Annotated in this window: 32 protein-coding genes and 1 riboswitch; of the genes, 25 read left to right on the forward strand and 7 right to left on the reverse strand. The window is 38.8% G+C overall.

All coding sequences use genetic code 11. The annotated features are described in order from the left end of the window. Positions 1–17 precede the first annotated feature (17 nt). The 8 genes from rpmG to ACFX4E_RS02010 all read left to right on the forward strand — a co-directional run bounded on the left by rpmG (position 18) and on the right by ACFX4E_RS02010 (position 5,820). A complete protein-coding gene (gene rpmG, locus ACFX4E_RS01975; RefSeq protein WP_013059189.1) occupies positions 18–167 on the forward strand; it encodes a 50S ribosomal protein L33 in 150 nt (49 codons plus the stop codon). 46 nt (positions 168–213) lie between these two features. After that, entirely contained in the window at positions 214–780 is a 567-nt protein-coding gene (locus ACFX4E_RS01980) for a 5-formyltetrahydrofolate cyclo-ligase (RefSeq protein ID WP_028410638.1), read from the forward strand. Then, positions 767–1,564, forward strand: coding sequence for a DUF92 domain-containing protein (locus ACFX4E_RS01985; protein WP_028410639.1), 798 nt, complete (start codon positions 767–769; stop codon positions 1,562–1,564). The genes ACFX4E_RS01980 and ACFX4E_RS01985 overlap by 14 nt, the downstream gene beginning before the upstream one ends. Before the next feature lie 51 nt (positions 1,565–1,615). Next, positions 1,616–1,792: a hypothetical protein gene (locus tag ACFX4E_RS01990; RefSeq protein ID WP_013059186.1), complete on the forward strand. Its 177-nt coding sequence runs from the start codon at positions 1,616–1,618 to the stop codon at positions 1,790–1,792. A 134-nt stretch (positions 1,793–1,926) separates the two neighbouring features. Then, a complete protein-coding gene (locus ACFX4E_RS01995) occupies positions 1,927–3,447 on the forward strand; it encodes a rhomboid family intramembrane serine protease (RefSeq protein WP_377258746.1) in 1,521 nt (506 codons plus the stop codon). Positions 3,448–3,628: 181 nt separating this feature from the next. Next, the gene (locus tag ACFX4E_RS02000) at positions 3,629–3,835 is read left to right on the forward strand and encodes a YqgQ family protein (RefSeq protein WP_013059184.1); all 207 of its coding nucleotides are present in this window, start codon (positions 3,629–3,631) and stop codon (positions 3,833–3,835) included. A gap of 2 nt (positions 3,836–3,837) precedes the next feature. After that, positions 3,838–4,806, forward strand: a complete 969-nt coding sequence (locus ACFX4E_RS02005) for an ROK family glucokinase (protein WP_013059183.1) — start codon at positions 3,838–3,840, stop codon at positions 4,804–4,806. A 111-nt stretch (positions 4,807–4,917) separates the two neighbouring features. Continuing rightward, complete coding sequence (locus ACFX4E_RS02010; protein WP_028410641.1) at positions 4,918–5,820, forward strand: M14 family metallopeptidase; 903 nt, start codon at positions 4,918–4,920, stop codon at positions 5,818–5,820. A gap of 35 nt (positions 5,821–5,855) precedes the next feature. Here ACFX4E_RS02010 and ACFX4E_RS02015 read toward each other — a convergent pair whose 3' ends face one another. Then, entirely contained in the window at positions 5,856–6,032 is a 177-nt protein-coding gene (locus ACFX4E_RS02015) for a DUF2759 domain-containing protein (RefSeq protein WP_013059181.1), read from the reverse strand. Positions 6,033–6,240: 208 nt separating this feature from the next. Between ACFX4E_RS02015 and ACFX4E_RS02020 the strand changes: the two genes are divergently transcribed. Beyond that, positions 6,241–6,873, forward strand: a complete 633-nt coding sequence (locus ACFX4E_RS02020; RefSeq protein ID WP_028410642.1) for an MBL fold metallo-hydrolase — start codon at positions 6,241–6,243, stop codon at positions 6,871–6,873. 37 nt (positions 6,874–6,910) lie between these two features. Here the strand turns inward: ACFX4E_RS02020 and ACFX4E_RS02025 are convergent, their stop codons facing one another. Then, a complete protein-coding gene (locus tag ACFX4E_RS02025) occupies positions 6,911–7,147 on the reverse strand; it encodes a DUF2626 domain-containing protein (RefSeq protein WP_013059179.1) in 237 nt (78 codons plus the stop codon). 261 nt (positions 7,148–7,408) lie between these two features. Between ACFX4E_RS02025 and ACFX4E_RS02030 the strand changes: the two genes are divergently transcribed. From ACFX4E_RS02030 to ACFX4E_RS02070, 9 genes are all read left to right on the forward strand, one after another. After that, positions 7,409–7,792: a Spx/MgsR family RNA polymerase-binding regulatory protein gene (locus ACFX4E_RS02030; protein WP_013059178.1), complete on the forward strand. Its 384-nt coding sequence runs from the start codon at positions 7,409–7,411 to the stop codon at positions 7,790–7,792. Between the two features lie 268 nt (positions 7,793–8,060). Continuing rightward, the gene (gene comGA / locus ACFX4E_RS02035; RefSeq protein WP_013059177.1) at positions 8,061–9,113 is read left to right on the forward strand and encodes a competence type IV pilus ATPase ComGA; all 1,053 of its coding nucleotides are present in this window, start codon (positions 8,061–8,063) and stop codon (positions 9,111–9,113) included. Next, positions 9,104–10,150 carry a competence type IV pilus assembly protein ComGB gene (comGB, locus tag ACFX4E_RS02040; RefSeq protein ID WP_028410643.1) on the forward strand — a complete coding sequence of 349 codons (1,047 nt, stop codon included), beginning with the start codon at positions 9,104–9,106 and terminating at the stop codon, positions 10,148–10,150. The genes comGA and comGB overlap by 10 nt, the downstream gene beginning before the upstream one ends. A 14-nt stretch (positions 10,151–10,164) precedes the next feature. After that, on the forward strand, positions 10,165–10,476 hold the full coding sequence (gene comGC, locus ACFX4E_RS02045; RefSeq protein WP_016765560.1) for a competence type IV pilus major pilin ComGC: 312 nt from the start codon (positions 10,165–10,167) through the stop codon (positions 10,474–10,476). Then, positions 10,418–10,900 (forward strand): competence type IV pilus minor pilin ComGD, encoded by a 483-nt coding sequence (comGD, locus tag ACFX4E_RS02050; RefSeq protein WP_225049506.1) that lies wholly within the window; start codon positions 10,418–10,420, stop codon positions 10,898–10,900. The genes comGC and comGD overlap by 59 nt, the downstream gene beginning before the upstream one ends. Then, a complete protein-coding gene (locus tag ACFX4E_RS02055; protein ID WP_028410645.1) occupies positions 10,884–11,222 on the forward strand; it encodes a type II secretion system protein in 339 nt (112 codons plus the stop codon). Before comGD ends, ACFX4E_RS02055 begins: the two co-directional genes overlap by 17 nt. Further along, positions 11,219–11,656, forward strand: coding sequence for a competence type IV pilus minor pilin ComGF (gene comGF, locus ACFX4E_RS02060; RefSeq protein WP_013059172.1), 438 nt, complete (start codon positions 11,219–11,221; stop codon positions 11,654–11,656). The genes ACFX4E_RS02055 and comGF overlap by 4 nt, the downstream gene beginning before the upstream one ends. Next, positions 11,646–12,020: a competence type IV pilus minor pilin ComGG gene (comGG, locus tag ACFX4E_RS02065; RefSeq protein ID WP_377258749.1), complete on the forward strand. Its 375-nt coding sequence runs from the start codon at positions 11,646–11,648 to the stop codon at positions 12,018–12,020. The genes comGF and comGG overlap by 11 nt, the downstream gene beginning before the upstream one ends. Before the next feature lie 43 nt (positions 12,021–12,063). Continuing rightward, the gene (locus ACFX4E_RS02070) at positions 12,064–12,249 is read left to right on the forward strand and encodes a YqzE family protein (RefSeq protein ID WP_013059170.1); all 186 of its coding nucleotides are present in this window, start codon (positions 12,064–12,066) and stop codon (positions 12,247–12,249) included. Positions 12,250–12,272: 23 nt separating this feature from the next. Here ACFX4E_RS02070 and ACFX4E_RS02075 read toward each other — a convergent pair whose 3' ends face one another. Together ACFX4E_RS02075 and ACFX4E_RS02080 are read right to left on the reverse strand one after the other, a co-directional pair. Further along, positions 12,273–13,097 carry a YqhG family protein gene (locus ACFX4E_RS02075; protein WP_028410647.1) on the reverse strand — a complete coding sequence of 275 codons (825 nt, stop codon included), beginning with the start codon at positions 13,095–13,097 and terminating at the stop codon, positions 12,273–12,275. Further along, positions 13,084–14,757 (reverse strand): DEAD/DEAH box helicase, encoded by a 1,674-nt coding sequence (locus ACFX4E_RS02080; protein ID WP_377237922.1) that lies wholly within the window; start codon positions 14,755–14,757, stop codon positions 13,084–13,086. Before ACFX4E_RS02080 ends, ACFX4E_RS02075 begins: the two co-directional genes overlap by 14 nt. Positions 14,758–14,937: 180 nt before the next feature. Continuing rightward, positions 14,938–15,030: riboswitch (glycine riboswitch) on the forward strand. Positions 15,031–15,242: 212 nt separating this feature from the next. Between ACFX4E_RS02080 and gcvT the strand changes: the two genes are divergently transcribed. From gcvT to gcvPB, 3 genes are read left to right on the forward strand one after another with little or no spacing between them, the layout of a single operon-like run. Next, positions 15,243–16,343 carry a glycine cleavage system aminomethyltransferase GcvT gene (gene gcvT / locus ACFX4E_RS02085; protein WP_060746977.1) on the forward strand — a complete coding sequence of 367 codons (1,101 nt, stop codon included), beginning with the start codon at positions 15,243–15,245 and terminating at the stop codon, positions 16,341–16,343. Between the two features lie 20 nt (positions 16,344–16,363). Further along, the gene (gene gcvPA, locus ACFX4E_RS02090; protein ID WP_377237921.1) at positions 16,364–17,710 is read left to right on the forward strand and encodes an aminomethyl-transferring glycine dehydrogenase subunit GcvPA; all 1,347 of its coding nucleotides are present in this window, start codon (positions 16,364–16,366) and stop codon (positions 17,708–17,710) included. Next, positions 17,703–19,181, forward strand: coding sequence for an aminomethyl-transferring glycine dehydrogenase subunit GcvPB (gene gcvPB / locus ACFX4E_RS02095; RefSeq protein WP_098658781.1), 1,479 nt, complete (start codon positions 17,703–17,705; stop codon positions 19,179–19,181). Before gcvPA ends, gcvPB begins: the two co-directional genes overlap by 8 nt. Positions 19,182–19,225: 44 nt before the next feature. Here gcvPB and ACFX4E_RS02100 read toward each other — a convergent pair whose 3' ends face one another. Further along, entirely contained in the window at positions 19,226–19,609 is a 384-nt protein-coding gene (locus tag ACFX4E_RS02100) for a rhodanese-like domain-containing protein (protein WP_034276876.1), read from the reverse strand. 229 nt (positions 19,610–19,838) lie between these two features. Between ACFX4E_RS02100 and ACFX4E_RS02105 the strand changes: the two genes are divergently transcribed. The 4 genes from ACFX4E_RS02105 to ACFX4E_RS02120 all read left to right on the forward strand — a co-directional run bounded on the left by ACFX4E_RS02105 (position 19,839) and on the right by ACFX4E_RS02120 (position 25,243). Beyond that, complete coding sequence (locus ACFX4E_RS02105; protein WP_057243226.1) at positions 19,839–20,672, forward strand: lipoate--protein ligase family protein; 834 nt, start codon at positions 19,839–19,841, stop codon at positions 20,670–20,672. 312 nt (positions 20,673–20,984) lie between these two features. After that, a complete protein-coding gene (locus ACFX4E_RS02110; protein ID WP_098249288.1) occupies positions 20,985–23,543 on the forward strand; it encodes a vitamin B12-dependent ribonucleotide reductase in 2,559 nt (852 codons plus the stop codon). Positions 23,544–23,827: 284 nt separating this feature from the next. Further along, positions 23,828–24,259, forward strand: coding sequence for a transcriptional regulator MntR (mntR, locus tag ACFX4E_RS02115; RefSeq protein ID WP_013085004.1), 432 nt, complete (start codon positions 23,828–23,830; stop codon positions 24,257–24,259). A 102-nt stretch (positions 24,260–24,361) separates the two neighbouring features. Further along, positions 24,362–25,243 carry a patatin-like phospholipase family protein gene (locus ACFX4E_RS02120; RefSeq protein ID WP_016765549.1) on the forward strand — a complete coding sequence of 294 codons (882 nt, stop codon included), beginning with the start codon at positions 24,362–24,364 and terminating at the stop codon, positions 25,241–25,243. 29 nt (positions 25,244–25,272) lie between these two features. Here ACFX4E_RS02120 and ACFX4E_RS02125 read toward each other — a convergent pair whose 3' ends face one another. Further along, entirely contained in the window at positions 25,273–25,671 is a 399-nt protein-coding gene (locus tag ACFX4E_RS02125) for an SA1362 family protein (protein WP_013059160.1), read from the reverse strand. A gap of 48 nt (positions 25,672–25,719) precedes the next feature. Then, positions 25,720–26,676, reverse strand: a complete 957-nt coding sequence (locus tag ACFX4E_RS02130; RefSeq protein WP_014458240.1) for a DUF1385 domain-containing protein — start codon at positions 26,674–26,676, stop codon at positions 25,720–25,722. Between the last annotated feature and the right edge of the window lie 148 nt (positions 26,677–26,824).

Here is a 26,824-nt window from a genome sequence, read left to right on the forward strand (position 1 = left end):
GTTTGGAGGGAAAATAGATGCGCGTAAACGTTACATTAGCTTGCACTGAAACTGGTGACCGTAATTACATTACAACTAAAAACAAGCGTAATAACCCAGATCGTCTTGAGTTAAAAAAATACAGCCCAAGACTTAAAAAAGTTACACTTCATCGTGAAACAAAGTAAGCAGTAGGAGTACAATCCTGCTGTTTTTTTTATAGGGGGAATTAAAATGAAATCTCATCTGCGCAAAGAGATGAAGGGCGTTCTTAATTTAATTTCTGAAGAGCAGCACGAGGCACATTCAACAAGCATAGCAAATGCACTGTATGAAACTTGTTTATGGAAAGAAGCTAGAGTCATTGCAGCTACAGTTTCAAGAAATAAAGAAGTTAATACGAAAGCCATCATTGAACGTGCTTGGAAAGATGGAAAGAAAGTAGCTGTTCCAAAATGCAACCCCACAACATCTCAAATGGTTTTCTACGAGATTACGAATTTTTCACAGCTTGAAACAGTGTACTACGGGTTAGCCGAACCAATTGTTGAAGAAACTGTTCCCGTTTCAAAATCTTCAATTGATTTACTCCTTGTGCCTGGCGTGGTATATAGCAAAAATGGATATCGTATCGGCTATGGAGGCGGCTATTACGATCGTTATCTAACAGATTATACCGGACAGAAGCTAAGCCTCGCGTTTGATTGTCAAGTCGTTTCTGAGGTCCCATATGAATCTCATGATATTCCCGTTGAATATATTTTGACAGAGAAGGAGCTTATTTGCTGTGAATCCGTTTGATGCTGTCATGATAATTGTAATATTACTCATGGCAGGAGCAGGCTACATAGCAAAAGCACTGACAGTATCGGGAGCCTGCATGTCTTTCATCGTAGGAGCGAGCGTTTATATTGGTTTTTCGCTTCAAGGTTTTTTACTCTTACTCTTATTTTTTAGCACTTCTACGTTGTGTAGTAAGTACAAAAAAGAAAAAAAACGCGCACTAGAAGAAAAGCTAGAGAAACACGACAGGCGAGATTATATTCAAGTCCTTGCTAATGGAGGTGTAGCTGCTGCTTGCGGTTTGTTATATGCTGCAACAGCTTTTCCTGTTTACATGTGGATGTTTATGATCAGTATCTCAGCTGCTAATGCGGACACATGGGCATCTGAAATAGGATCTCTTAGTAAGAAGCCGCCGTTTTACCTTTGGACATTAAAGAGAGTAGAAGCGGGTACCTCAGGAGCCGTTTCACTTTTAGGTACAGCAGCCGGAGCAGCCGGAGCTTTTCTTATCGCTGCCGCTTGTTATTTTGCTTTTCCATCCGCATCGCTGAGTAGTATATTGCTAGTCGGGTGCTTTGGTTTTATTGGAAACGCTATAGACACTCTTCTTGGAGCAAGTGTGCAAGTTCGCTTTCGCTGTCAAAGCTGCGGTATTGAAACGGAACGGAAAGATCATTGCCGTAAGCCAACGATAAAAGAGAAAGGAATAACTTTCTTTAACAATGATGTTGTAAATCTTGCCGCTATTTTGCTTGCTGCTTTTACAGGTGGAATCCTTATCCTGCTTTTACCTATATAAGAGCATAAAATGTTCGTCATAGGAGCAAAGTAAACGTAAGGAGGCTTGAAAATGAGACATATTGTATTAGTACTTACGCTTTTAGTTGTTGGAACGCTGGGCTATCAAATGAGATACCGTGTTTTAAATTCGCTGTTTGGAAATTCATTTATCCGCAGTCTAGCTGTTCGTTCATTTTTTAATTTGCCGTTTGTTCGGGATCGTTTAATGAAGCAGGTCTTCCGCTAAGAGCGAAAGATACATAAAAAACACCTTACCGACCTGTAAGGTGTTTTTTTGTAGAAAAAGAAAAAGGGAAAATCGTTGCTTTTTTCCTGGCTTTCTGCCATCTTTACATATAGAGAGTATGAGGAGGTGACTATTTGTCTAGGCAAGATTTTTATTATTTGCAGCTGGCACAGCAATTGCTTGGCCATTCTTCATATGAGCTGATTTCGATGAAAGCTGATGCTTCTGAGCTATGGTTTCAATCGTCGCATCGTAAAGATAAGTCAATTGTCCGCATAGCCCGCCGGAATTTTAAATCAGCCGTTGAGCAGCAAAAAGATGTATTGTATGCATTACAAAGAGCTGAGAATGTGCGAAAGCAGAGAGGTAAATCAACGCTTACTCTTAACACGATTTACTTTGCTGATTTTGATCCTTTTTATACAGAGCAGTCCTTAGAAAGTGCGCCGAGTCCCTCTAAAGTGAATAGTTACGTTGAACAACTAACGGCAGAGAAAGCAAGCGCTTATGAACCTTTATTCGAACGGCTAGGTCTTACATTAGAAAGCGCAGACAATTTCTCTTCCGAAGAAGAAGCACAGCGAATAGAGAAGTGGAAACATAAAATTGTGCTTTTTGTACAGAAAAAACAAAGCGAAGAACAGCAAATAGCTGGATACGGGAAGCCTATTTTTACATATATATTTTTAGCGCTGCAAATCTTAATGTTTCTATTTCTGGAGTGGAAGAGCAGTACACAAAATACGCTCACTCTGATTCAATACGGAGCTAAATACAACCCCTTAATTATGGAAGACGAATGGTGGCGTTTTTTTACACCTATAATTTTGCATATAGGACTTCTGCATTTGCTTATGAATAGTGTAGCCCTTTATTATTTAGGAACGCTTGTAGAGAGGATATATGGCAGCGGACGTTTTGTCTTTATTTATATATTTGCCGGGTTTGCAGGATCTCTAGGAAGTTTTATATGGAATACGTCCATTTCCGCAGGAGCCTCAGGGGCTATTTTCGGTTGCTTTGGAGCTTTACTGTTTATAGCAAGAACAAATCCACGCTTCTTTTTTCGAACAATGGGGTCGAGTTTTATTGTCATCATTGTGATTAACTTGATTTTTGGATTTGTTGCGCCGAACGTCGATAATGCAGGACATATTGGCGGTTTGGTTGGCGGATTTTTAGCTGCGAGCATCGTCAGTTTACCGAAACAAAAAAAGCTGTATATTCAGATTCCGGCTTTCATTTGCACGCTTTTATTAGTAGGAAGTCTGCTTTTTTATGGATATCATGAGCGTTCTGTTTATCAAGATGAGCCCTATGCACTCAGCGTAGCGGCTACGTATCTTCAACAGAAGCAGTATGAAGAAGCAAAAGATGCCATTAAGCTTTTTGTTGAAAAAGGAACAGCAAATAGTAACGTGTATTTCGTCAGTGCTAACGCAGAATTTTATCTTGAAAATTATAAAAAAGCTAAACAGCAATTAAATCAGGCTGTAAAGTATGATTCAACTTTTCATGAGGCGTATTACAATTTAGCTCTGGTGAATATGAAACTGAATGATATTCCAGCGGCCACACAAAATATCGATAAAGCAATTGCGCTGGAACCGCAAAATGAAAAATACGAAAAGCTGAAGCAAGAGATAGGAAATTAAAACTGTTGAATGACGAATTTAATATTTTATACTTTACTATTGTGAGAACGTTTACTAGAATATTAATATGTAGACCTAGCAGTGGGCGTTAAATACGGCCGCTGTTTATGACTGAATGACTGTTGAGTTATCTCAAAATAAATGAATCATATCACCTAGAAAATAGGATAAAGGTGACAGAATGAATACGTTATATGATGTACAACAATTATTAAAGTCCTTCGGCATTTTTATATACGTGGGCGATCGTATTGCTGATTTAGAGCTGATGGAAGCGGAAGTAAAAGAGTTATATCAGTCTAACTTGATTGATGTACGTGATTACCAAATGGCAATTCTTTTGCTTCGTCGAGAGTTAAAACAACAAAAAGAGAAAAAGGATGAATGAACATGGATGACAAATGGTTAGTTGGAGTTGATTTAGGCGGTACAACAATAAAAATGGCCTTTATTAATCATTATGGAGAAATCATTCACAAGTGGGAAATTAATACGGATGTGAGCGAGCAAGGCCGTAAAATTCCAACGGATATTGCAAAAGCAATTGATAAAAAGTTAAACGATCTTGGAGAAGTAAAATCAAGGTTAGTAGGAATTGGTATTGGTGCACCGGGGCCTGTCAACTTTGCAAACGGTTCGATTGAAGTAGCTGTCAATTTGGGTTGGGAAAAATTCCCTATTAAAGATATCTTGGAAGTAGAAACTTCTCTTCCTGTTGTAGTAGACAATGATGCAAACATTGCAGCGATTGGAGAAATGTGGAAGGGTGCTGGAGACGGAGCAAAAGATTTACTTTGCGTTACGCTTGGCACAGGCGTTGGCGGTGGCGTCATTGCAAACGGTGAAATTGTACAAGGCGTAAATGGAGCCGCTGGTGAGATCGGGCACATTACTTCTATTCCTGAAGGCGGGGCACCGTGTAACTGCGGCAAAACCGGCTGTTTAGAAACCATTGCTTCAGCAACTGGAATTGTACGTTTAACAATGGAAGAATTAACGGAAACGGACAAACCAAGTGAGCTTCGCACAGTGTTAGAACAAAATGGACAAGTTACATCTAAAGATGTATTTGATGCAGCTCGTTCAAAAGACGAGTTAGCTATGCATGTTGTAGATAAAGTTGCTTTTCATTTAGGTCTAGCACTAGCAAACTCTGCTAATGCATTAAACCCTGAGAAGATCGTTCTAGGCGGCGGTGTGTCTCGTGCAGGCGAGGTATTACTTGCACCGGTAAGAGATTATTTCAAACGTTTTGCATTTCCTCGCGTAGCGCAAGGTGCTGAACTAGCAATCGCTACTTTAGGAAACGATGCGGGAATTATTGGAGGAGCTTGGTTAGTTAAATCTTATTTTGAATAATAAGCAAGAATCTAACTGAGATAAAAAAGCGCTTTGACATTTAGTCAAAGCGCTTTTTTATCATGCATCTTTTCAATCTTTACATATACATAGTGTAAAGGAGTGAAGATTATGCAAATTGTAGATATCCAAAAGCCCTACGATTACACGCGAACAATACAAGATATCCAAACACTTTTAACGTACTATCCCTATGGTGCTCTTGAATGGATAGGGTGCAGCGTGCTTGGAAAGCCGATTCCTCATATTTTAATTGGAAACGGAGAAAGAAAAGTTCATATTAATGCGTCTTTTCATGCCAATGAATGGATTACGACAAATGTTCTTCTACAGTTTGTTGAAGATTATTTAGCTGCTCTTCATTATGATCAGGCGTTGAATGGTCAGGAAGCAAGAACTCTTTTTAATCAAATTACGCTTTCTGCGGTTCCAATTGTTAATCCAGACGGAGTAGATCTGGTCTTAAAAGGTCCTGCTGTAAGTGAACCTTATGCGTCTTTTCTTTCTAAAATAGGGAGAGATTTTCCTGATTTTCAAAGCTGGAAAGCAAATATCCGAGGGGTAGACTTAAACAATCAGTTTCCAGCTTATTGGGAAATTGAAAAAAAGCGCAAAGAACCTAAAGCTCCGCATTATCGGGACTTTCCAGGCTATGAATCTCTGTCTGAACCTGAAGCGCAGGCAATGGTAAAACTCGTTGAGCGTCATGATTTTGATTGTGTGATCGCTTTACATACCCAAGGAGAAGAATTTTACTGGGGGTATATGAATGAAGAGCCGAAGGAAGCGGAGGAAATAGCCAGTTATTTTGAAAGGGTAAGCGGTTATAAAGCAGTCAAAACGATTGATAGTCACGCTGGATTTAAGGATTGGTTTATTTTAGAAAAGAAAAAGCTAGGGTTCACTTTAGAACTGGGGAAAGGAATTAATCCGCTGCCTTTATCTCAAATATCGCGCGTATATAATCCGACCAAGGCTATTTTAGTTGCGGCAATGGAATATCTATCTATTTGAAAAGCCACGCAAAGCATATGCTTTGCGTGGCTTTTTTAATGATGTACCGCCGGATAACCGTGATGTATAATGGTCATCACGGTAAACCATCCGAACACACCGAATGTTAGTACCGAAAAACCAATGCCTAATATGTTTTTATTTCTAAAAGATGAAATAGCTGCAAATACGCCTAGCAATGTTGTTAGTGCAAAAATAATCATAAGACCCACTCGAAGAAACCTCCTTTAGGTAACTTAAAATTAAAGCGCTATCATTAGCTTATCCCTTTAATTGTAAAACTTTTCTAACCGTTTGTCGAGATGAAAACCAATCTTTCTTTCGCCTTATTAGCTTAGAAAGGTCCTTACTTTCATTTATAAGATGATGTGTGTATGATAATGCATATAACGAAAATAAATTTTACAAGGAGGATACATTATGAACTATCATCGTATACCGCTAGGACCGATTCAAACGAATTGTTATGTCGTGGCTAACGAAAAAAAAGAGTGTTTAGTTTTTGACCCGGGAGCTCAGGGAAAACAGCTTGTTGAATTTCTAGAAAAACAAACGTATAAACCGTTGGCTATTTTGCTGACACACGCTCATTTTGATCACATTGGAGGAGTAGATGAAGTGATGAATCACTACTCTATCCCGCTTTATGTACATAAAAATGAAAAAGAATGGCTTCATAATAGTGATTTAAACGGTTCGAAATTTTTTGATTTAGGAGAAATTACGGCTCCAGATGCAACCGATATTATTTCAGTCGAAGGCAATTTAACAATTGGCTCATTCCAATTTGAGGTGTATGAAACGCCTGGCCATTCTCCTGGCAGCGTTTCATATTATTTCAAACCGGGTAACTTCGTAGTATCTGGTGACGCGCTTTTTGCAGGCGGCATTGGACGCACAGATTTACCTGGAGGCAATCAAGCTCAGCTGTTAGAAAGCATCGAATCAAAATTGCTGTCCCTTCCAGAAGATACGCTTGTACTAAGCGGTCACGGACCTGAAACAACTGTGGGACACGAAATGGATCAAAATCCTTTTCTAAATGGTTTTTAAGAATACAAAAAGCGATGGAAGCCCATCGCTTTTCTCTTTACTGTCCTGGTGTCATCATAAAAGTTGACCAGTACGTGAACCCCACAAAAAAGACCGTCAAATATGCTCCGAAAACGTAAATGTACATTCTTTCAGACAGCTTTAAATAACTAAGAATTACAAAAAAGCCTGTTTGAGCTAAAAAGAGTAAAGAAGTCTTATGCATGTGACCGAGGTAAAACATTACAGTGAAAATTGCTGTCCAGAACCCCATTACACGGTACATTCGTTCCACGTCCATTTCCTCCTTTATCAAACTTAGTTAGTGTCATGATGAATGTCATCGCTGTGTAAGCACTAGAAAGCACTTATGAAACTATATCGATACTTTTCCATTATAATACATCCTTTCTTTCCTGAAAACGCTATCTTTTCCTTGAAATACGACAGAAGAAAAAAAGTTATACAAAACATGTGCAAAATACTATACAAAAGTTATACAAAACGTGTACAATGTATATAAACAACCTACAACTAAAAAACGGGAGGGTTTCATATGGAAGAAATTAAATTTTATACGTATCCGAGCTGTACATCTTGTCGTAAAACGAAAAAATGGCTAGTGAAGGAAGATGTAAATTTTAAAGAGCGTCATTTATTTAGAGAAACACCTACTCATAAAGAAATGCTTGAACTTCTTTCTATGACAACAGAAGGGATGGATGAACTTCTTGCTAAAAGAAGTCAAGAATATAAAAAGTTAAATGTTGATGTGGATAGCATGACGCTATCAGAAGTAGTCAATCTATTAATTGAACATCCTCGTTTGCTTCGCCGACCAATTTTAACAGATGGCAAAAAGCTTGTAGTAGGCTATAACGAATCTGCTCTTAAAAATTTAGTCAAGAAAAAAACAAGTCTTGCTTCTCTAGTTGTGTAAGCGTACATGATGAAGAAGTTCAATTCAGTAAATAACGAATAAAACGACAGCGTAGAGTTTTACATCACGTTGTCTTTTTTATGTAATCGTTTAGAGGTGTACAGAAGTTGTACATCTTGTACAAGGATTGAAGCGAAGAAAAGAAGCGTATACTAAAAAAATTATAAAAAATGAAAAAAAAAGGAGGGAAATCTCGAAAAAGGTCGAAATTACTGTTTCTAGATGTTTTACCAATCATCTTGATTACAAATAAAGGAGTGATGATCGTTTGACCGAAATTGAACAGTTTGCAACTTACATTATACGAGATGCATGTGAGTGCCGAAGTTCTGATGTGCATATTGTGCCCCGAAAGAAAGATGCTGTGATTCAGCTGCGAATTGACCAAGAGCTTATTTTAAAGAGGGTTATTTCAAAGGAAATGTCTGAACGGCTCATTTCGCATTTTAAATTTTTAGGGGGAATGGATATTGGCGAACGAAGAAAACCTCAAAATGGTGCATTGACCACTTCCATTGATCACTATCAAGTAAATTTACGTTTATCAACTCTTCCTACTTCTCATGATGAAAGTCTTGTTATTCGGCTTTTGCCTCATCAACAATCTACATCTCTCAAACATTTATCTCTTTTTCCTGAACATACTAAAAAGCTTATTTCTCTCTTGAAATTCTCTCATGGATTAATTATTTTTACCGGTCCTACAGGATCAGGTAAAACCACTACTCTATATACTCTTTTACACGAAGTAAAGCATCTTTTTAATCGAAATGTTATTACACTAGAAGACCCTATTGAAAAACCGAGTGAAACCGTGCTTCAAGTACAGGTAAATGAACGGGCGGGGATTACGTACACGACTGGTTTAAAAGCTATATTGCGCCATGACCCAGACATTATCATGGTGGGAGAAATAAGAGATAGTGAGACTGCCAAAATTGCTGTGAGAGCAGCGCTTACCGGACACTTGGTTTTGACAACGATGCATACTAAAGATACAAAAGGATCTTTGTACAGGCTGCTTGAATTTGGCGTTAGCTTTCAAGAAATGGAACAGACTCTTGTAGCAGTAGCTGCACAGCGCCTTGTAGAAATTCGCTGTCCGCTGTGTTCCGGAAAATGCCATCCTGCTTGTAAAAAAATGAGAAAGCATCGTCAGTCCAGCATATACGAATTGCTTTATGGCAAGGAGCTTAGCGCAGTGATGAGAGAAGTGAAAGGAGAAAATGCGGATTATGATTATAAGACGCTCCGAGATGTTATTCTAAAAGGAATCGCGCTAGGCTATTTATATCCGCATTCGCTAGACGGATGGGGGTAAAGACAAATAGACAAAAAAGGTGGTCTCTTGCTCAGCAAGCGAAAATTCTTAAGCAGGTCTCTAAGCTCTTAGAAAAAGGCTACACTCTTTCTCAAGCTCTTTCGTTTTTGACGTTTCAAGTATCTAACAAAGAAAAAACGGATATTGAAAAATGTCTTGAGCAGTTAAAACGAGGAGAATCTTTGCACGATGCTTTTGTTAAACTTCAGTTTCACCGTGATATTTTAAGCTATTTATATTTTGCGGAGCAGCATGGAAACCTTCAATTTGCTTTAAAAGAAAGCAGCTCAATGATTGAAGAAAAAGTCAGGCATCGTAAAAAATTTCAAAAGCTTGTTCAATATCCCGTATTGCTACTGCTGTTTATTCTGTCCATTTTATTTGTTTTAAGTACGGTTTTACTTCCACAGTTTGAAGCTCTGTACTTATCCTTTGGAAACAAGCAGTCTTCGTTTATCCTCTTATTTATGCAGGCGATGTCGTTCTTTCCTTTTGTGTTACCTGCAGTCATCAGTATGCCAATCATCCTGTATTTGTTTTATGTGATTTACATTAAAAAATTGCCTCCAGTAGTTCAAATGCAGCTCTTTATGAGAGTTCCCGTTATCCGAACGTTCACACGGCTATTTAACTCGTACTTTTTTTCTGTTCATATGAGCAATTTACTAAATGGTGGTTTATCTATTTATGAATGCTTTGCTCTTTTTCAAAAGCAAGAGCATCATCCGTTTTTTCAAGTGGAAGCTTTTGCTTTTACAGATCAACTTTCCTCAGGAATGCGATTAGATCATATCGTTTCAGGTAAATCTCATTATGAAAAAGACTTGGCTCATGTTATTGTTCATGGCCAGCAGAACGGTGAGCTTTCTCAAGAACTGTATGATTACAGTCTATTTATGATGGAAAGAATGGAACAGTTTATTTTTCGTATTTTAAAATATGTACAGCCGCTTACATTCTTATTCATCGGAATTGTCATTCTGCTTATGTATATGTCCGTTATGCTTCCGATGTTAGAAGTGATGTCGAGCTTGTAGAAAGGTGAAAGAATATGATTCTAAAAGGTAATAAAGGATTTACCCTTATTGAAATGCTCATTGTTATGCTCGTTATTACCGTGCTTTTGCTCATTATGATTCCAAATGTATTAAAGCATAATACGGTTATTAACAACAAAGGCTGCTCAGCTCTTGTCAAAACCGTAGAGGCTGAGGTACAAGTATACGAACTTGAAAATGGCGAAAAACCAAGTCTAGAAGAGCTTGAAGCAGGGGGCTACTTAAAAGAAGGCACCGTGTGTCCAAATGGCCAAGCTATTCAAATTGACGGTACCGGAAAGGTTACAGCTAGTGGTTCTTCTTAAGCAAAAAGGATTTACCCTCATTGAGATGCTGATGGTTTTATTTATTGTGCAAGTGATGATGTTTTCCGTTATCGTAGCCATTCGGCCGCTTGTGGAATATTACAAAATCACATTATTCTTGCGACAGCTGCAAAGCGACACGTTTTATGTGCAGCAGACAGCCATGAACCGAGAATCTCCAATTAAAATTAACTTCGCACCGAAGGGAACAGAATATATTATTTCTGATTCTCGTGCCGTTCTTTATAAGCGCGCCTATGACTCCACCATTCATATCACGTTTGGAAGCGGCAATTCCACGATACAATACAACAAAAACGGCAATATTTCTCAAGCGAAGACCATTTTTATCAGCAATCAAAAATTTAAATATAAAGTTACTTTTCAAATAGGCAGAGGGCGTTTTTATGTGGACAAGATGTAAGGGTCAGCAGGGCTACACCTTGTTAGAAATGCTTGTTTCATTTAGTATGCTTTTACTCCTAACCGGTACAATTATTCCTTTGTATGTTCAGATGAAGGAAGCAGAAAAGAAGCAATATGTTTCGTATCAAGCTGATGCTATCTTGCACGAAGAGCTATTGAAATATAAATATGAAGCAGGATATAAACGGCGAGAAAAAATCGTAAAAGAAAACGTTGCGTTTTATCTGAAGTGGGACGGAGAAAGTGCTCAAAAGCTTTGTGTAGAATGGACAGATTCCGCTGAGAAAATGAAAAAGAAGTGTGATGTGATGTTGAAGTGAAAAGGGAAAAAGGTTTTACGCTTGTAGAGATGCTAGTCAGTTTTACTCTTTTTTTGATCATTGTTTCCTTTTTCCCCATTATCATTCCGCTAGCTAAGCAAACATATAATCCGGACTTTAGTATGAATGAAATGGAGTGGGAAATCTTTGTAAACCAACTTGCTATGGAATATCGAGAAGCAAAAGAAGTGGGAATTCATGCGACTACGCTTACGTTGAAAATGGAAAATAATCAGATCATCACTTATGAACGCTACGAAGACAAGATAAGAAGACGAGTGGATGAAAGCGGTCATGAAGTTGTGCTGCAGCACATTAAGAATATTATGTACGAACAGCAAAAAGAAAGGCTGTTGATTCGTTCAACAGACGGTGTTAACAAAGTTAGAGAAGAAACCATTACGACGTTTTTGATGCTTGCTCATGAAACATAATGAGCAAGGATTTATTCTCCCGGTTGTTTTGGCATTTTGTGCGCTTTTTCTTCTGTTAGTAGCTCAGCAAACCACTTATTTTGTGACGAAAAGTTCATTTTATCAAGAAGTAGAGCAGAAAAATCGTCTGCAGCATCTTTTAGAAAACGCGGTTGTACATGTAAAAAAAGAAATAAAAGAACATAATAAATCTTCATTTGCACCTTTAGTATTAGAAACTGGTACGGTTTCATACGAAGTAGTAAGTGAAGATGAACAGATGATTATCCTAAAAATAAAGTGTCAAACATTGCAAGGAAGAGCATTGACGGAAACGGCATATATTCAAAAAAAGGATCAGCACATTGTGAAGTGGACGGATTAAGTCTCTTTCTCTCCGGATATAATAGTGCTGAGGAGATGATTATATGAAAACGAATGATTATGTAAAATATATGACTCAGCAATTTGTACAATATATGGATCAGCCAAAAGAAGAGAGGAAAACGAAAAAGATTCAAAAAAAAGAAGAGCGAGCACCTTTTGCAAACAGATGGTTTGGAATGATTCCGCTGTCGTTTATGCTGTGGTATCGAAAGAAAAAAGAAAGATGAGCATATCATATGCTCATCTTTTTTTAACCGGCTTGTGTTTTATTAAATTGACGAGACATCGTTTCAGGCGATATGTAAAATAAGCCACCGTTTATAAATTTAAATAAGATAGTCGGCTCGTACAATTCTTGAAGCGCTGTTTTTTCGGTCATATATATTTCTGGCAGCTCTTCTGCTGTTTCGTAAAAATGATCAAGAAGCGCTAAGTCTTCATACCATCTCTCCTGCGCTTTTTCAGCCCATTCAGTTGGCTGAGTTTTAACATAGTCAGTCACATATGATGTGAGTCGTGCGATGGCACTTTTCGGTTTAATAAAAGGTGAGAGAGTAAAGCAATAGTCTGAGATTTTAGATGATAAATTTTGATTAATGATTAATTCGTGAAATGATTCAATAATTTGTCCATTGATTAAATTAATGCCAAGCGACAAGAGCTCATCTTTTTTACGATCGCATTTGTACGAGACTTTAATATTTAATGCAAGCCAAGGGTGTAAAGGCTGATTTGTTGGCTGAGCTGATGCAACTTGTTCATACAAGTGAATAAACCCGCCAAGTTTTTGAGTAGAAGCGAAAATTTGGTGCAGCCTAGGTGAACCGAAATGAATTCGTTCTCCTTGAACGGAATCGTCTTCAAATGCTGGGTCTGTAATGAAAGTGAGCGAAGCAGGAGTTGCTTCTCCTCCCGTCTTTTCGATATAGTGCCAATAAAATGGACGATTCATCAATTCTTTATCGAGTTCAATCGTTAATTGAACCGTCAGGTAAGACGATGTTTCTGTGACAATAGAACAATTATTAGCTAGAAAATAACGCTTTAAAAATTGATGAATATCAGTTTGCTGCATGCTGATCCTCCTCGCTGTCTTCGTATTGAATAATAGACGTCAAGTTCTCCATTTTGATTTTTATTTCTCCTTCACTCCGTGAATGAAATAAAATATCTTGAATATGCTCTTCGATATTTTTTAAATCAAGCTTTGTTAAAATATCATCTAGCTCTCCAACAACCCGTTCAAAAAGGTTTATTTTTTCGTACAGTAATTTTAAAATATGTTCTTCGACCGTATGTTGAATGGCTAAATTGTAAATGTGAACATCATGTTTTTGACCTAAACGATGGACCCTTCCAATTCGCTGTTCTAGACGCATTGGATTCCACGGCAGATCATAGTTAATGATATGATGACAAAACTGAAGGTTGATTCCTTCTCCGCCTGCTTCAGTGGCAATAAATACTTGCGCGTGGCTTTCAAAAAGCTGCTTCATCCAGTCTTTTTTACCTCGCTTAAATCCGCCTCTAAAGGGTACAGAGGTAATTCCATGCTGTTTTAAATACCACTGTAAATACAGTTGAGTTGCCCTGTACTCAGTAAAAATAATGACTTTATCATTAATTTTCTGAACGAGCTCTAGCACTTTTTCTGCTTTTGCATTTTGCGGCACTTGCTGAAGTAGTTCCATTAATGGCGTAATCATATGTTCCGTTAATGCGCTGTTTTGATCTTCCTGACGTTCCAGCATGTTTTTTAATGTCATATACACCGCTTCACGGCTGCTGCAGGCCTCTCGCTGCAGAGTTAAAATTGAAAAAGCGCTTGAAGGGTGGAGTCCGTTTCCTTTAAAAGATGTAATTGCATCGTACAGCTCCCGTTCTTTTGGCGAGAATTCAACAGGAACGGTTTGAACAATTCGCTTCGTCCATTCGATACCCGTATCGTGGCGGCGATTTCGAATCATAACTTTGTTAACAAGCTCTTTTAAGTGTTCATCGTTTTGCAAAGAGCGTTTTTTAGCGGAAAATAATTCTTCGAAATAGTCTTTATTGCCGAGATGGCCAGGCTTTAAAAGAGAGACTAAGTTAAAAATTTCTTCAATTCGATTTTGAATCGGTGTTGCGGTTAGCAACAGACAAAATTTCTTTTTTAGACTTTGCACAAATTCATAGTTTTTTGTTTTGTTGTTTTTAAGTTTGTGAGCTTCATCAATGATGATGAGATCGTAGTCTTGTTCAAGCACAATTTCTCGATGAGGAGAACGTTTTGCTGTATCAATTGAAGATACAACGATGTCACACTGATCCCACACATATGATTTTCTTTGAGGAACTGCGGGAATATAAAATTTTTGATTCAATTCCATAGCCCACTGTGAAACAAGCGAAGCTGGAACTAAAATGAGAACTTTTTTAACAAGTCCGCGAATCATATATTCCTTCAAAATTAGCCCTGCTTCAATCGTTTTCCCCAGTCCTACTTCATCTGCTAAAATGGCTTTCCCATTCATTGTTTCAACTACTTGTTTGGCTACTTCGAGCTGATGAGGAAGCGGCGTTAAATCAGCTAGATGTTTTGGGCTTTGCAGTCCTTCAAATTCTGAGATAAGCGTTTGGTCTTCTATTTCATAGGCAAGTTTATACAAATCCCATGCAGACCAAGGGCCATCTTGCTCCAATTTAGTTGAGAAGGCTGCTTCCCATGTTTCATCGATGTTTAATTTCACTTTCATGATAAAAATGCTCCTTTGTAAAAAATTTTTATTGAACAAATGATAAGAATCAGGTAGGATAAAAATATATTTAGAAAATTTGAAAAAGAAAATAGATTAGCACTTTACAAATGATTGTGTGAATAAAGATAGATACATCTTTCAGTAGTATGCCCAACTTTACCAACTTTATAGAAGCGAATGACGACACGGGGAGAGACTACTTGAATGTAGCGCCGAAGGAGCAAGCAATAAAATTGTGAATCTCTCAGGCAAAAAGACTCTTGTTTGACGCAGCTCTGGAGAGTGTCTATGCGTTTATAGACCACCCACGAGGCAAACCTATTCGTTTATAGGTAAACTTTCAGGTGAAAAGGACAGAGACTTCCTACTAAATACAGTAGGGGGTTTTCTGTCCTTTTTTGTTTGGATACATAGTGATCCCCACACTATTTGAAAACTCCCCGTTATGAAAAGTTTCACGTGAAAAAGAGGAGGACATAAATATGACAACAGAATTACACAAAACGCCGCTTTATGATACCTATCAAAAATATGGTGCCAAAACAATTGATTTTGGCGGATGGGCTCTTCCCGTTCAATTTTCTTCTATTAAAGAAGAGCATGAAGCTGTACGTACAAAGGCAGGGCTTTTTGATGTCTCTCATATGGGAGAAATTCTTGTAACAGGAGCTGATAGCTTAGCTTTTCTTCAGCACACGATGACAAATGACGTTTCTACCCTCGTAGATGGAAAAGCGCAGTATACGGCTATGTGTTATGAAGACGGAGGCACGGTAGATGATTTGCTGATTTATAAAAAAGCAGATCAAGAGTATTTGCTAGTCGTAAACGCTGCTAATATTCAAAAAGACTATGAGTGGCTGGTGTCTCACAAACAAGGAGATGTAACGCTCGTTAATCAATCTGATGAAACTGCGCAGTTAGCTTTACAAGGTCCTGTAGCAGAAAAAGTTTTACAAACGTTAACGAACGAAAATTTAGCTCTATTAAAGCCATTTACATTTGCTGATGATGTAGAAGTAGCGAATATAAAAGCTCTCGTTTCACGTACTGGGTACACCGGGGAAGACGGCTTTGAAATTTATTGTTCTTCAACTGACGCCGCTCACTTGTGGACGGCTATTTTAGAAGCAGGCAGTGATGAAGGTGTGCTGCCTTGCGGATTAGGAGCTCGCGATACGCTTCGTTTTGAAGCCACTTTGGCTTTATATGGCCAAGAGCTTTCAAAAGATATTACGCCCATTGAAGCCCGAATTGGATTTGCAGTAAAAACGAACAAAGACAGCTTTATTGGAAAAGAAGTGTTAAAAGAACAGCGTGAAAGCGGGGCACCTCGTAAGCTGGTAGGAATTGAAATGATTGATAAAGGTATACCAAGACACGGTTACGAAGTATTTGCAGATGAAGAACAAATTGGATTTGTGACAACAGGTACACAGTCACCGACATTAAAGAAAAACATCGGTCTAGCACTATTGTCAGCAGAGTATACAGAGCTTGGTCAAGAAGTGGAAGTGCAGGTTCGGAAAAAACGCTTAAAAGCAAAAGTGGTTTCAACACCTTTTTATAAACGTTCAAAGTAAGCTTTGGGGAGGAATTTAACATGTTACATCGCTATTTACCAATGACAGAACAAGATCAGCAGCAAATGTTAGCAGCAATTGGTGTTTCATCTGTTGATGATTTATTTTCAGATATTCCGCAGCGCGTTCGTTTTCAAGGAGAATACGATATTAAAAAAGCGGCCTCAGAGCCTCAGTTGTTAAAAGAATTAAATAGTATGGCTGCTAAAAATGCTCATTTAAAAGACTATGCTTCTTTTTTAGGAGCAGGAGTTTACGATCATTACATGCCGGTTATTGTTGATCATGTTATTTCTCGTTCGGAATTTTATACGGCCTATACTCCGTATCAACCAGAAATTTCTCAAGGAGAACTTCAGGCCATCTTTGAATTTCAAACAATGATTTGTGAGTTAACGGGGATGGACGTGGCTAATTCTTCTATGTATGACGGAGGAACTGCTTTAGCAGAAGCCGCTATGCTCAGTGCGGGTCAAACAAAAAAGAAAAAAGTACTTGTCTCTGCGGCTGTTCACCCTGAGTCAAAAGATGTGTTAAAAACGTATGCGAAGGGTCAATACATTGAAGTGGTAGAAATCCCTGCAGCAGACGGAGTAACAGATATGATTGCATTAGAAAAAGAGATGGGGAGTGATGTGGCAGCTGTTATTGTCCAGTATCCAAATTTCTACGGACAAATCGAGCCGTTAAAAGAAATTGAAGAAATTACCCATCAAGAAAAATGCATGTTTGTGGTTTCAAGCAATCCGTTATCATTAGGTTTACTTACGCCTCCTGGAGAGTTCGGAGCTGATATTGTCATTGGAGATGCACAGCCATTTGGTATTCCAAGTCAATTTGGAGGCCCGCACTGCGGATACTTTGCAACTACGTCTAAGCTTATGCGAAAAATCCCAGGACGTTTAGTAGGGCAAACGGTAGATGAAAACGGTAAGCGAGGGTTTGTTTTAACCCTTCAAGCACGTGAACAGCATATACGCCGCGATAAAGCGACGTCTAACATTTGTTCAAATCAAGCGTTAAATGCTTTAGCGGCATCAGTTGCCATGACAGCTTTAGGCAAGCAAGGTGTAAAAGAAATGGCGCTGCAAAATTTATCAAAAGCACATTATGCATATGAAGCGTTAAAGGCAAAAGGGGTAAATGTAGCATTTGAAGGACCGTTTTTTAATGAATTAGTCGTGAAGCTTCCTGTTTCGGTAACAGAAGCAAACAGTCAGTTATTAGCTTCAAAAATAATTGGCGGTTATGATCTTAGCCGTGATAACCAAGCGCTTGAAAATCACATGCTGCTTGCTTTTACAGAGCTCCGTACAAAAGAGGAAATTGACCAACTTGTAAATGAATTGGGGGATCTTCATGCTTAATCAAAATCAATCACTTATTTTTGAAAGCAGTAAAGAAGGGCGAATCGGCTATTCATTGCCAGAGTTAGATGTGCCAAAAGTTAATGCTGAAGAACTGCTTGGAAAAGCGTATGTGCGTACCAAAGCTCCTGAGCTTCCTGAAGTATCAGAACTCGATATTATGCGTCATTACACCGCGCTTTCAAAACGAAATCACGGAGTAGATTCAGGGTTTTATCCGCTTGGTTCATGTACGATGAAATATAATCCAAAAGTGAACGAACAAGCAGCACGCATTGCTGGGTTTGCGCATATTCATCCGCTTCAGGATGAGCAAACGGTTCAAGGTGCTCTCGAACTTTTATATGATTTACAAGAGCATTTAACAGAAATCACAGGAATGGATGAAGTAACGCTTCAGCCAGCAGCAGGTGCTCACGGCGAGTGGACCGGGCTTATGATGCTTCGTGCCTATCACGAAGCAAATGGTGAGACGCAGCGAACAAAAGTCATTGTTCCAGACTCAGCCCACGGAACGAACCCGGCTTCGGCAACAGTTGCGGGATTTGAAACGGTAACGGTAAAATCAAACGAACATGGTTTAGTGGACTTAGAGGATTTACGCCGCGTAGTAGGAGAAGATACAGCCGCTTTAATGTTAACAAATCCAAATACGCTGGGGTTATTTGAAGAAGATATTTTAGAAATGGCTGAAATTGTTCACGCAGCAGGTGGAAAGCTTTATTATGACGGTGCAAATTTAAACGCAGTATTAAGTAAAGCCCGTCCTGGAGATATGGGGTTTGACGTGGTTCATTTAAACCTTCATAAAACGTTTACAGGTCCTCATGGAGGAGGCGGTCCTGGTTCTGGTCCGGTAGGGGTAAAAGCAGATTTAATTCCGTATTTGCCTAAACCAGTGCTTGTGAAAACAGAACAAGGCTATCACTTTGACTATAACCGTCCTCAGTCAATTGGACGCGTAAAGCCGTTTTACGGCAACTTCGGCATCAACGTTCGCGCTTATACGTATATTCGTTCAATGGGTCCAGACGGCTTAAAAGCCGTGACGGAAAACGCTGTGCTAAACGCCAACTATATGATGCGTCGTTTAGCAGAGCACTATGAGCTGCCGTTTGACCGTCACTGTAAGCACGAATTTGTTTTATCAGGAAAACGTCAGAAAAAGCTTGGGGTACGCACATTGGATATCGCGAAACGACTGCTTGATTTTGGCTATCATCCGCCGACTATCTACTTCCCGCTTATCGTAGAAGAGTGCATGATGATCGAACCAACGGAAACGGAGTCGAAAGAAACGCTAGATGCGTTTATCGATGCGATGATTCAAATTGCAAAAGAAGCAGAAGAAACGCCTGAAGTCGTACAGGAAGCTCCGCATACAACGGTTGTGAAGCGCCTTGACGAAACGCTCGCAGCGAGAAAGCCAGTTCTTCGCTATCAGAAAGAACAGGCTGTTCAAAACGTCTAACAAAAAACCTCGCCCAAAGGCGAGGTTTTTCTATATACATACCATTATTTTTTCTTTTTCACTTTACCGTTCCACATTTTGAAGCCGCCTTTTAAATCATAGATTTCTTGAACACCGTGGCGACGAAGCATTTGTGCTGCGCGTCCTGTGCGCATTCCGCTTTGACAATAGATGTAGACAGGCTGATCTGGACGGAATTCTTTAATGCGCATACGGAACTGTGAAAGAGGAATATTTCGTGCGCCTAAAATATGTCCGTTTTCGAATTCATTCGGCTCACGGATATCAACTAGCTGTGCCTTGCGGTAGCCGCTGCGGAATTCTTCTTCAGTTAACGTTTTCATAATGCGACGTTGGACAAAGAACATAACGACAGAGTATATGATGATTACTCCAAGTAAAATGAGTACTGCTGTAATTGGTGACATGCTGATTCTTCCTTTCTTCGACAAAATCCATACTCTTATTATATAAGTGAATGAAATTAGAAGTAAAGCGATTTTGCCTTGAATCTAGCGGATTTCTTCCCGAAAATGAAAAAACTACCACATTTGAATTCACAGTTTTATGTTGCTCTTTGCTTTTCCTTAGCTCAATCTTTTGGTAGACTAAAAAACGGATTTATTTTTATATTACATATAGCTGAGGATGAGGTAGATGAAAGCAAAGTGGAGATTTATTGATTCCAACAACCGTTCGCCTTATTACAATATGGCGTTAGATGAAGCGTTATTAGAATGGCATAGTAAAGGAGAAATTCCACCTACGATTCGTTTTTACGGATGGAACCCTCCAACGCTGTCAATCGGTTATTTTCAAAAAGCTGAAAAAGAAATTAACTTTGATAAAGTAAAAGAATTAGGACTGGGCTTTGTAAGACGTCCAACGGGCGGCAGGGGCGTGCTTCATGATGAAGAGCTTACTTACAGCGTAATTGTATCTGAAGAGTATCCTAACATGCCTAAGACAGTTACAGAGGCATATCGCGTAATCTCTGAAGGTTTACTGGAAGGATTTCGTTCGTTAGGGCTCGAGGCTTATTTTGCTATTCCTCGTTCAGAAGAAGAAAAAAATAGCTTAAAAAACCCTCGTTCGTCCGTGTGCTTTGATGCTCCTTCTTGGTATGAACTAGTTGTAGAGGGCCGCAAAATTGCTGGAAGTGCCCAAACTAGACAAAAAGGAGTTATTCTACAGCACGGCTCTATTCTGTTAGAGATTGATGAAGATAAATTATTCAGCGTGTTTAATTATCCAAATGATCGTGTGAAAGAAAGAATGCAGCGCGCATTTCGTTCCAAAGCGGTAGCCATCAATGCAATTGCGGGCCGCAAAATCCCTATTGAAGAAGCAAAAGAAGCGTTTTATAAAGGATTTGCTTCTGCTCTTGATATCGATTTAGAACCGTATACACTGTCTGAAGAAGAGGAAGCATATGTAGAAGAACTAGCGCGCACAAAGTACGGATCGGATGAATGGAACTTTAAGCGCTAAACGGATGCCCATGGGAAATAGATAAAAGTGCAACTTCTTATAAGTTGCACTTTTTATTGGGATTTTTAGAAACAATGCTTGGCTAATAGAATACATAGAGAAGAAAAGTCAAACACTTTTTTTACGAAAAAAAAAATATTTCACTTGACACCCTTCTATATGTAGATGTTTGGAGAAGTGTCAAATACTATATATTGAATTCGTCCAAGCCGTGTGGTAAGTTATTGATAGTTGATTGAAAAACTCTATTTCCTTTAAAAGGAAATAGAGTTAATAAATTTATAGATGTTCGATAGGTAAGGAGTTGTGAGAATGACTGTTTTGTTAAATCAAAAAGTGAATATGAATGTTGAAAAGCTCAATTCAGATATTGAACGCTTTCCGCAAGTACATCCGATTACACCGGATATGAAGTTGACTCATAAAGGTGTTTCAAGATTGGTAATGTTAGACCGCTATGCGTTTAAGGATACGGAAAAATTAACGTTATCAGAAGGAGATTTTGTTGTTCTAACCGTAAAGGAAGATCCAAAATTTCCAGCACGAGGACTTGGCTATGTGGAAAGCATTAATTTTGAGCAAAAAACCGCTGTTGTCAAGGTAGAAGATGAGTTTAGAGGAGCTTTATCGCCTGAAGAAGCAGAAAACGGATTAATTACTCGTTCTTTAGATGTCATTGAAAAACCTCTAGAAGTCTTTTATGAGCAAATTGCAAAACGTAATGCAACAGGCTTAGCTTCTGTGGAAAAAACAGAAGAAAAGCGCAAAGAGTGGTTTGAAAAGTTCTATCAAGAGCTTGTTCAGCTAAACTTTGTACCAGCTGGCCGCGTTCTTTACGGTGCAGGTGCTGATACGGACGTAACGTACTTCAACTGTTATGTAATGCCTTATGTAAAAGATTCACGTGAAGGTATTTCAGAACACCGCAAACAAGTAATGGAAATTATGAGCCGTGGAGGCGGTGTTGGAACGAATGGTTCAACTCTTCGCCCGCGCAACACGCTGGCTCGCGGTGTAAACGGCAAATCATCTGGTTCGGTTTCATGGTTAGATGATATTGCTAAACTGACGCATCTTGTTGAACAAGGTGGGTCGCGCAGGGGCGCCCAAATGATCATGCTTGCCGACTGGCATCCTGACATTGTAGAGTTTATTATTTCTAAAATGCAAAACCCTCGCATTTTACGTTTCTTAATTGAAAACACAAATGACGAAATGATTAAAAAACATGCGCAAGATAAATTGAAGTTCACGCCGCTAACAGAGTCTGAAGAAGCGATGTATCAAGGAATCATTAACTATAAACAAATTCCTGGTCTTGGTGGATTCAGTGAAAAAATCATCAAAGATGCAGAAGAAAAGCTGCAAACAGGCGGAACGTACAGCGTTCATAACTCAGAGTTTTTAACAGGAGCAAACATTTCTGTATGCTTAACAAAAGATTTCATGGATGCTGTTGAAAACGACGGAGAATACGAACTTCGCTTCCCAGACGTAGAAAGCTATTCAAAAGAAGAAATGGCTAACTACAATGAAAACTGGCACGAAGTAGGCGACGTGCGCGAATGGGCAAAACAAGGAAACAAAGTTCGTACGTACCGTACTATCCGTGCAAAAGAGCTATGGAACTTAATTAACATCTGTGCAACGTACTCAGCTGAACCAGGCATTTTCTTCTTCGACAATGCTAATGACATGACAAATGCTCAAGCATATGGTCAGCACGTTGTTGCAACAAATCCATGTGGTGAACAACCACTTGCACCATTCTCTGTCTGCAACTTAGCTGCTGTTAACTTAGCGCAAATGGCAGATAAAGAAACGAAAACTGTTAATTTTGAAAAGTTACGTCAAACGGTTGAAACAGGCGTTAGAATGCAAGATAACGTTATTGATGCAACTCCTTATTTCTTAGAAGAAAACCAAAAGCAAGCGCTTGGCGAACGCCGCGTTGGCCTTGGTGTAATGGGTCTTCATGATCTTCTTATTTATTGTGAGACAGAGTACGGCTCTGACAAAGGCAATGAGTTAGTAGATAAAGTGTTTGAAACAATTGCAACGACGGCTTACCGCGCGTCTGTAGAGCTTGGAAAAGAAAAAGGAAGCTTCCCGTTCTTAGTGGGTGAAACAGATGCTGACACGGCTTCTTTACGTGAAGCATTTACAAATACAGGCTTCATGAAAAAAATGCCTGAAGATATTCGTCAAAACATTAAAGAGAACGGTATCCGAAACTCTCATTTATTAACAGTAGCGCCAACAGGCAGTACTGGAACAATGGTTGGAGTATCAACGGGTCTTGAACCTTATTTCTCATTCTCATACTTCCGAAGCGGCCGTTTAGGTAAATTTATTGAAGTAAAAGCTGATATCGTTCAAGAGTATTTAGATCAGCATCCAGAAGCAGATCCAAACAATCTTCCTGAATGGTTCATTTCAGCTATGGAACTTGCACCACAAGCTCACGCGGACGTGCAATGTGTGATTCAGCGCTGGATTGACAGTTCAATTAGTAAAACAGTAAACGCTCCTCGCGGTTACACAGTAGAGCAAGTTCAAAAAGTGTACGAGCGTCTGTATAAAGGCGGAGCAAAAGGCGGTACGGTGTACGTAGACGGCAGCCGTGATGCACAAGTCTTAACGCTAAAAGCAGAAGAAAATACGTTTGATGAAGAAATTGAAGCGCCAAAAGAAGAAACGAAACCGCACGTTGTGTTAGTTGATACAATTAATGAAATTCGTTCAACTGATGTAACAATCGGTTCTGAAGTAGGTAATACTTGTCCGGTTTGCCGTCAAGGAACGGTAGAAGAAATGGGCGGATGCAACACATGTACAAACTGTGGTGCACAGCTGAAATGCGGCCTTTAATTTTGAACATGATTGACTAGTAAAAGCTGACTCAAACGAGTCAGCTTTTATTATGTATAAAAATGGGGCATAAATAAGAAGCGGGATCGAACGGTTCTTGTATTTGAATAAGCATTGTAGTATGATTTTAATTGAATGTCTTTTATCCAGTTTTATCTTATGACATCGCTTTATTTACACGTTTTTTTCACATAGATTATCAAACATGAACACGATATCACTATAAGAAACAGACATTTATGACTTATTATTAGCAATACATAATATTAATTGGGGGAGATTTCATGCCTACACCGAGTATGGAAGATTATATTGAACAAATATATATGCTAATTGAAGATAAAGGATACGCTCGAGTGTCTGATATTGCTGATGCATTGGCGGTTCACCCCTCATCTGTAACGAAGATGGTTCAAAAGCTAGACAAAGATGAGTACTTAATTTATGAAAAATATCGAGGCCTTGTTTTAACAGCTAAGGGGCAGAAGATTGGAAAACGTCTTGTTTATCGCCACGAGCTTTTAGAGCAGCTGCTGCGCATCATTGGCGTAGATGAGAAAAATATTTATGATGACGTAGAAGGAATTGAACATCATTTAAGCTGGAATTCCATTGATCGAATTGGAGATTTGGTTCAATACTTTGAAGAAAATCATAACCGTATTCAAGATCTTCGCAATGTACAAAAACGAAATGAAGAAGAGCAAAAATTATAAGAAAAAAGCAGCGGCCAATAGCGTCACTGCTTTTTTTCTTTTTATCATAACTTGTTGCTGAGTCGACTACAAATGTAGAGTGGGTAGTTTGGAGGAGAGGCTGTGTACGTCGACGGAGTGTTTTCAGGTGGCGGTATTAAAGGGCTTGCACTGATTGGCGCGTTACAAGCTCTAGAAGAAAAAGGCTTGATCTTTCGGCGGTTAGCCGGAACGAGTGCGGGTTCCATTATTTGTGCATTTGTAGCAGCCGGTTATACAAGTGAAGAAATTGTTGAAATGATGAATGAAATTGAGTTATCGTCTTTTTTAGATCAAAGAATGTCTTTTTTACCATCAAGCTTGACAAAGTGGCTGTTTTTATATTGGAAAATGGGATTGTATAAAGGAGAAAGGCTTGAAAAGTGGATTGCTGAGAAATTGCGGAGCAGAGGAATTCGTACATTTGCTGATTTGCCTGATCAGTCGCTGCGTATTATTGCGTCAGACTTGACCAACAGTACGATGCTTGTTCTTCCAGATGATTTGCCTAAATATCAAATCGACCCGAATCGCTTTTCTGTAGCAAGAGCCGTTCGAATGAGCTGCAGCATTCCATATTTTTTTGAGCCGGTTAAATTAAAATCTACCCCAAGCAGTTTAATAGTCGACGGGGGCGTGTTAAGCAACTTTCCAATTTTTCTGTTTGATGATGATAAAAGTCTTAAGAAGCGACCGGTAATTGGTGTGAAGCTGAGCCCGAAGGACGAAGAAAGGGAACGGAATAAAATTAAAAATGCCGTTGGTTTATTCAGCGCGCTTTTTGAGACGATGAAAGACGCGCACGATGCAAGGCATATTTCAAAACGTCACGAAAAAAATATTATCTTTTTACCTGTTAATCAAGTTTTTGCGACAGAATTTACCCTCACAGAAGAACGGAAGGAAGAGCTGATTGCGTTTGGAAAAAAGCGTACAAGGGCATTTTTGAAAAAATGGTGCTATTAAAAAAACAAGGAGGCTTTTCTCCTTGTTTTTTAAAAGAATGCTCTATTTTTCTTTTTTCCTTTTTTCCCTTCGATGACGGTCAAGTGTGAGTTGTTTTTCTTTTTCTTTAGCGGTTTCGTTGATTTGGATACCGGGCGCTTATTTGAGCTTCGGTACGTATGCATATCAACTTTGTTGCTTCCTCGCTCTTTTTCTTTTTGACGCAGTTTTGATTGTTTTACTGCGCGCACATAGCCTCTATCTTGACCTTTTGTCTGAGAAGGGCGGAGAATAAACCGATAAACTAAGTAAAACAAAATGATAAACAGAAAAATATAACCTGCTTGACGTAATAAAACAGCTGGATCTGTAATCAACGTAAATGCAAAGCCAATGACTCCTAACCCGATTAGACCATATACAAGTGGTTTCACGAATGGACGTCTCATTTTGTTCACCTCCTAAAATAGTAAAAAAAGAAAGCAAAACGGTGTGGATTAGACAACTTGTTCGTCAGTGGTAGAAGAAAGTTCATTTTCAACGCGTAAAAGTTCTTTAAATGAAGCAATCGCAACTTCAACTTGATCATCTTTTGGTTCTTTGGTTGTTAAAAGCTGAAGCCATAAACCGGGATAACCTAAAAAGCGAAGAAGAGGGACATGACGAACTTTATTGGTTAACTGTAACACTTCAAATGATAAACCAAGGACAACTGGAATTAATGCAAGGCGATCCACAATTCGTAACCAAAGAGGATCCGTTGGAACAAGTAGGTAGACAAACATTCCTACAACTACGGTAAAGAGGATAAAGCTACTTCCGCAGCGATAATGAAGTCGAGATTGTGCTTGCACGGCTTCTACCGTAAGTTCAGCATTGTTTTCATATGCATTAATGACCTTGTGTTCTGCTCCATGATATTGAAACACCCGTTTAATAAGTGGCGTTTGTGAAATCACATAAATATAGCCAAGAAGCAATAATAGTTTAAATACTCCTTCAATAAAAACCTGAGCTACACTTGAAGTGAAAACAGGACGTGTCAATTGTGCTAAAAACACAGGAATCAATGTAAATAGTACTTTCCCGAAAAGAAAGGATATTACACCAATAGTTGCAACGCCAAATATTAAAGATAGTTTTGATTCTTTTTTCTCTTTTTGTTGTTCTGCTGCTACTTGAGCATCATCTTCTGGATTCACGTCATAGCGTTCAGAGGAAAAGTTCAAGTGCTGCGTACCGTTTGCACTGGCTTCAACAATAGCAGCAATTCCTCGTAAAAAAGGAATTTTTTTTAAAGCAGTGAGTACGGAATTTGATTTTCTTTTTGAATGAAAATAATCAATAGATTGATCTTTGCGGCGAATAGCCGTCACCATCATACGTTTGCCACCGAACATGACGCCTTCTATAACGGCTTGACCACCATACGCAGGTTTTTGTAATTTAGACATTTCAGGCACCAACCTAACTTAACTAGACTAGACTTCTTAGTATTTTATATTCTACAGCAAAATCAAATAAACCTCTAGGCGGATGCATGTTATCTAGTTTAGCCAATATTTTTCATCTCCACACCCTTGTTATGAATTTTTTTCCTTT

This window comes from Priestia sp. YIM B13491 (genome assembly GCF_042787605.1).
In the GTDB taxonomy this organism is placed as follows: domain Bacteria; phylum Bacillota; class Bacilli; order Bacillales; family Bacillaceae_H; genus Priestia; species Priestia megaterium_E.

Bases quoted from the DNA above. Each gene is read 5' to 3' on its own strand.
- ACFX4E_RS01990 (WP_013059186.1), top strand. From the start codon at position 1,616: ATGAGACATATTGTATTAGTACTTACGCTTTTAGTTGTTGGAACGCTG.
- ACFX4E_RS02020 (WP_028410642.1), top strand. From the start codon at position 6,241: ATGAACTATCATCGTATACCGCTAGGACCGATTCAAACGAATTGTTAT.
- gcvT (WP_060746977.1), top strand. From the start codon at position 15,243: ATGACAACAGAATTACACAAAACGCCGCTTTATGATACCTATCAAAAA.
- ACFX4E_RS02105 (WP_057243226.1), top strand. From the start codon at position 19,839: ATGAAAGCAAAGTGGAGATTTATTGATTCCAACAACCGTTCGCCTTAT.
- ACFX4E_RS02080 (WP_377237922.1), bottom strand. From the start codon at position 14,757: ATGAAAGTGAAATTAAACATCGATGAAACATGGGAAGCAGCCTTCTCA.
- comGB (WP_028410643.1), top strand. From the start codon at position 9,104: ATGGGGGTAAAGACAAATAGACAAAAAAGGTGGTCTCTTGCTCAGCAA.
- gcvPA (WP_377237921.1), top strand. From the start codon at position 16,364: ATGTTACATCGCTATTTACCAATGACAGAACAAGATCAGCAGCAAATG.
- comGC (WP_016765560.1), top strand. From the start codon at position 10,165: ATGATTCTAAAAGGTAATAAAGGATTTACCCTTATTGAAATGCTCATT.
- ACFX4E_RS02000 (WP_013059184.1), top strand. From the start codon at position 3,629: ATGAATACGTTATATGATGTACAACAATTATTAAAGTCCTTCGGCATT.
- ACFX4E_RS02100 (WP_034276876.1), bottom strand. From the start codon at position 19,609: ATGTCACCAATTACAGCAGTACTCATTTTACTTGGAGTAATCATCATA.
- ACFX4E_RS02075 (WP_028410647.1), bottom strand. From the start codon at position 13,097: ATGCAGCAAACTGATATTCATCAATTTTTAAAGCGTTATTTTCTAGCT.
- ACFX4E_RS02010 (WP_028410641.1), top strand. From the start codon at position 4,918: ATGCAAATTGTAGATATCCAAAAGCCCTACGATTACACGCGAACAATA.
- mntR (WP_013085004.1), top strand. From the start codon at position 23,828: ATGCCTACACCGAGTATGGAAGATTATATTGAACAAATATATATGCTA.
- comGD (WP_225049506.1), top strand. From the start codon at position 10,418: ATGGCCAAGCTATTCAAATTGACGGTACCGGAAAGGTTACAGCTAGTG.
- comGG (WP_377258749.1), top strand. From the start codon at position 11,646: ATGAAACATAATGAGCAAGGATTTATTCTCCCGGTTGTTTTGGCATTT.
- ACFX4E_RS01980 (WP_028410638.1), top strand. From the start codon at position 214: ATGAAATCTCATCTGCGCAAAGAGATGAAGGGCGTTCTTAATTTAATT.
- ACFX4E_RS02030 (WP_013059178.1), top strand. From the start codon at position 7,409: ATGGAAGAAATTAAATTTTATACGTATCCGAGCTGTACATCTTGTCGT.
- gcvPB (WP_098658781.1), top strand. From the start codon at position 17,703: ATGCTTAATCAAAATCAATCACTTATTTTTGAAAGCAGTAAAGAAGGG.
- ACFX4E_RS02055 (WP_028410645.1), top strand. From the start codon at position 10,884: ATGTGGACAAGATGTAAGGGTCAGCAGGGCTACACCTTGTTAGAAATG.
- ACFX4E_RS02005 (WP_013059183.1), top strand. From the start codon at position 3,838: ATGGATGACAAATGGTTAGTTGGAGTTGATTTAGGCGGTACAACAATA.
- ACFX4E_RS02110 (WP_098249288.1), top strand. From the start codon at position 20,985: ATGACTGTTTTGTTAAATCAAAAAGTGAATATGAATGTTGAAAAGCTC.
- ACFX4E_RS02125 (WP_013059160.1), bottom strand. From the start codon at position 25,671: ATGAGACGTCCATTCGTGAAACCACTTGTATATGGTCTAATCGGGTTA.
- rpmG (WP_013059189.1), top strand. From the start codon at position 18: ATGCGCGTAAACGTTACATTAGCTTGCACTGAAACTGGTGACCGTAAT.
- ACFX4E_RS02070 (WP_013059170.1), top strand. From the start codon at position 12,064: ATGAAAACGAATGATTATGTAAAATATATGACTCAGCAATTTGTACAA.
- ACFX4E_RS02130 (WP_014458240.1), bottom strand. From the start codon at position 26,676: ATGTCTAAATTACAAAAACCTGCGTATGGTGGTCAAGCCGTTATAGAA.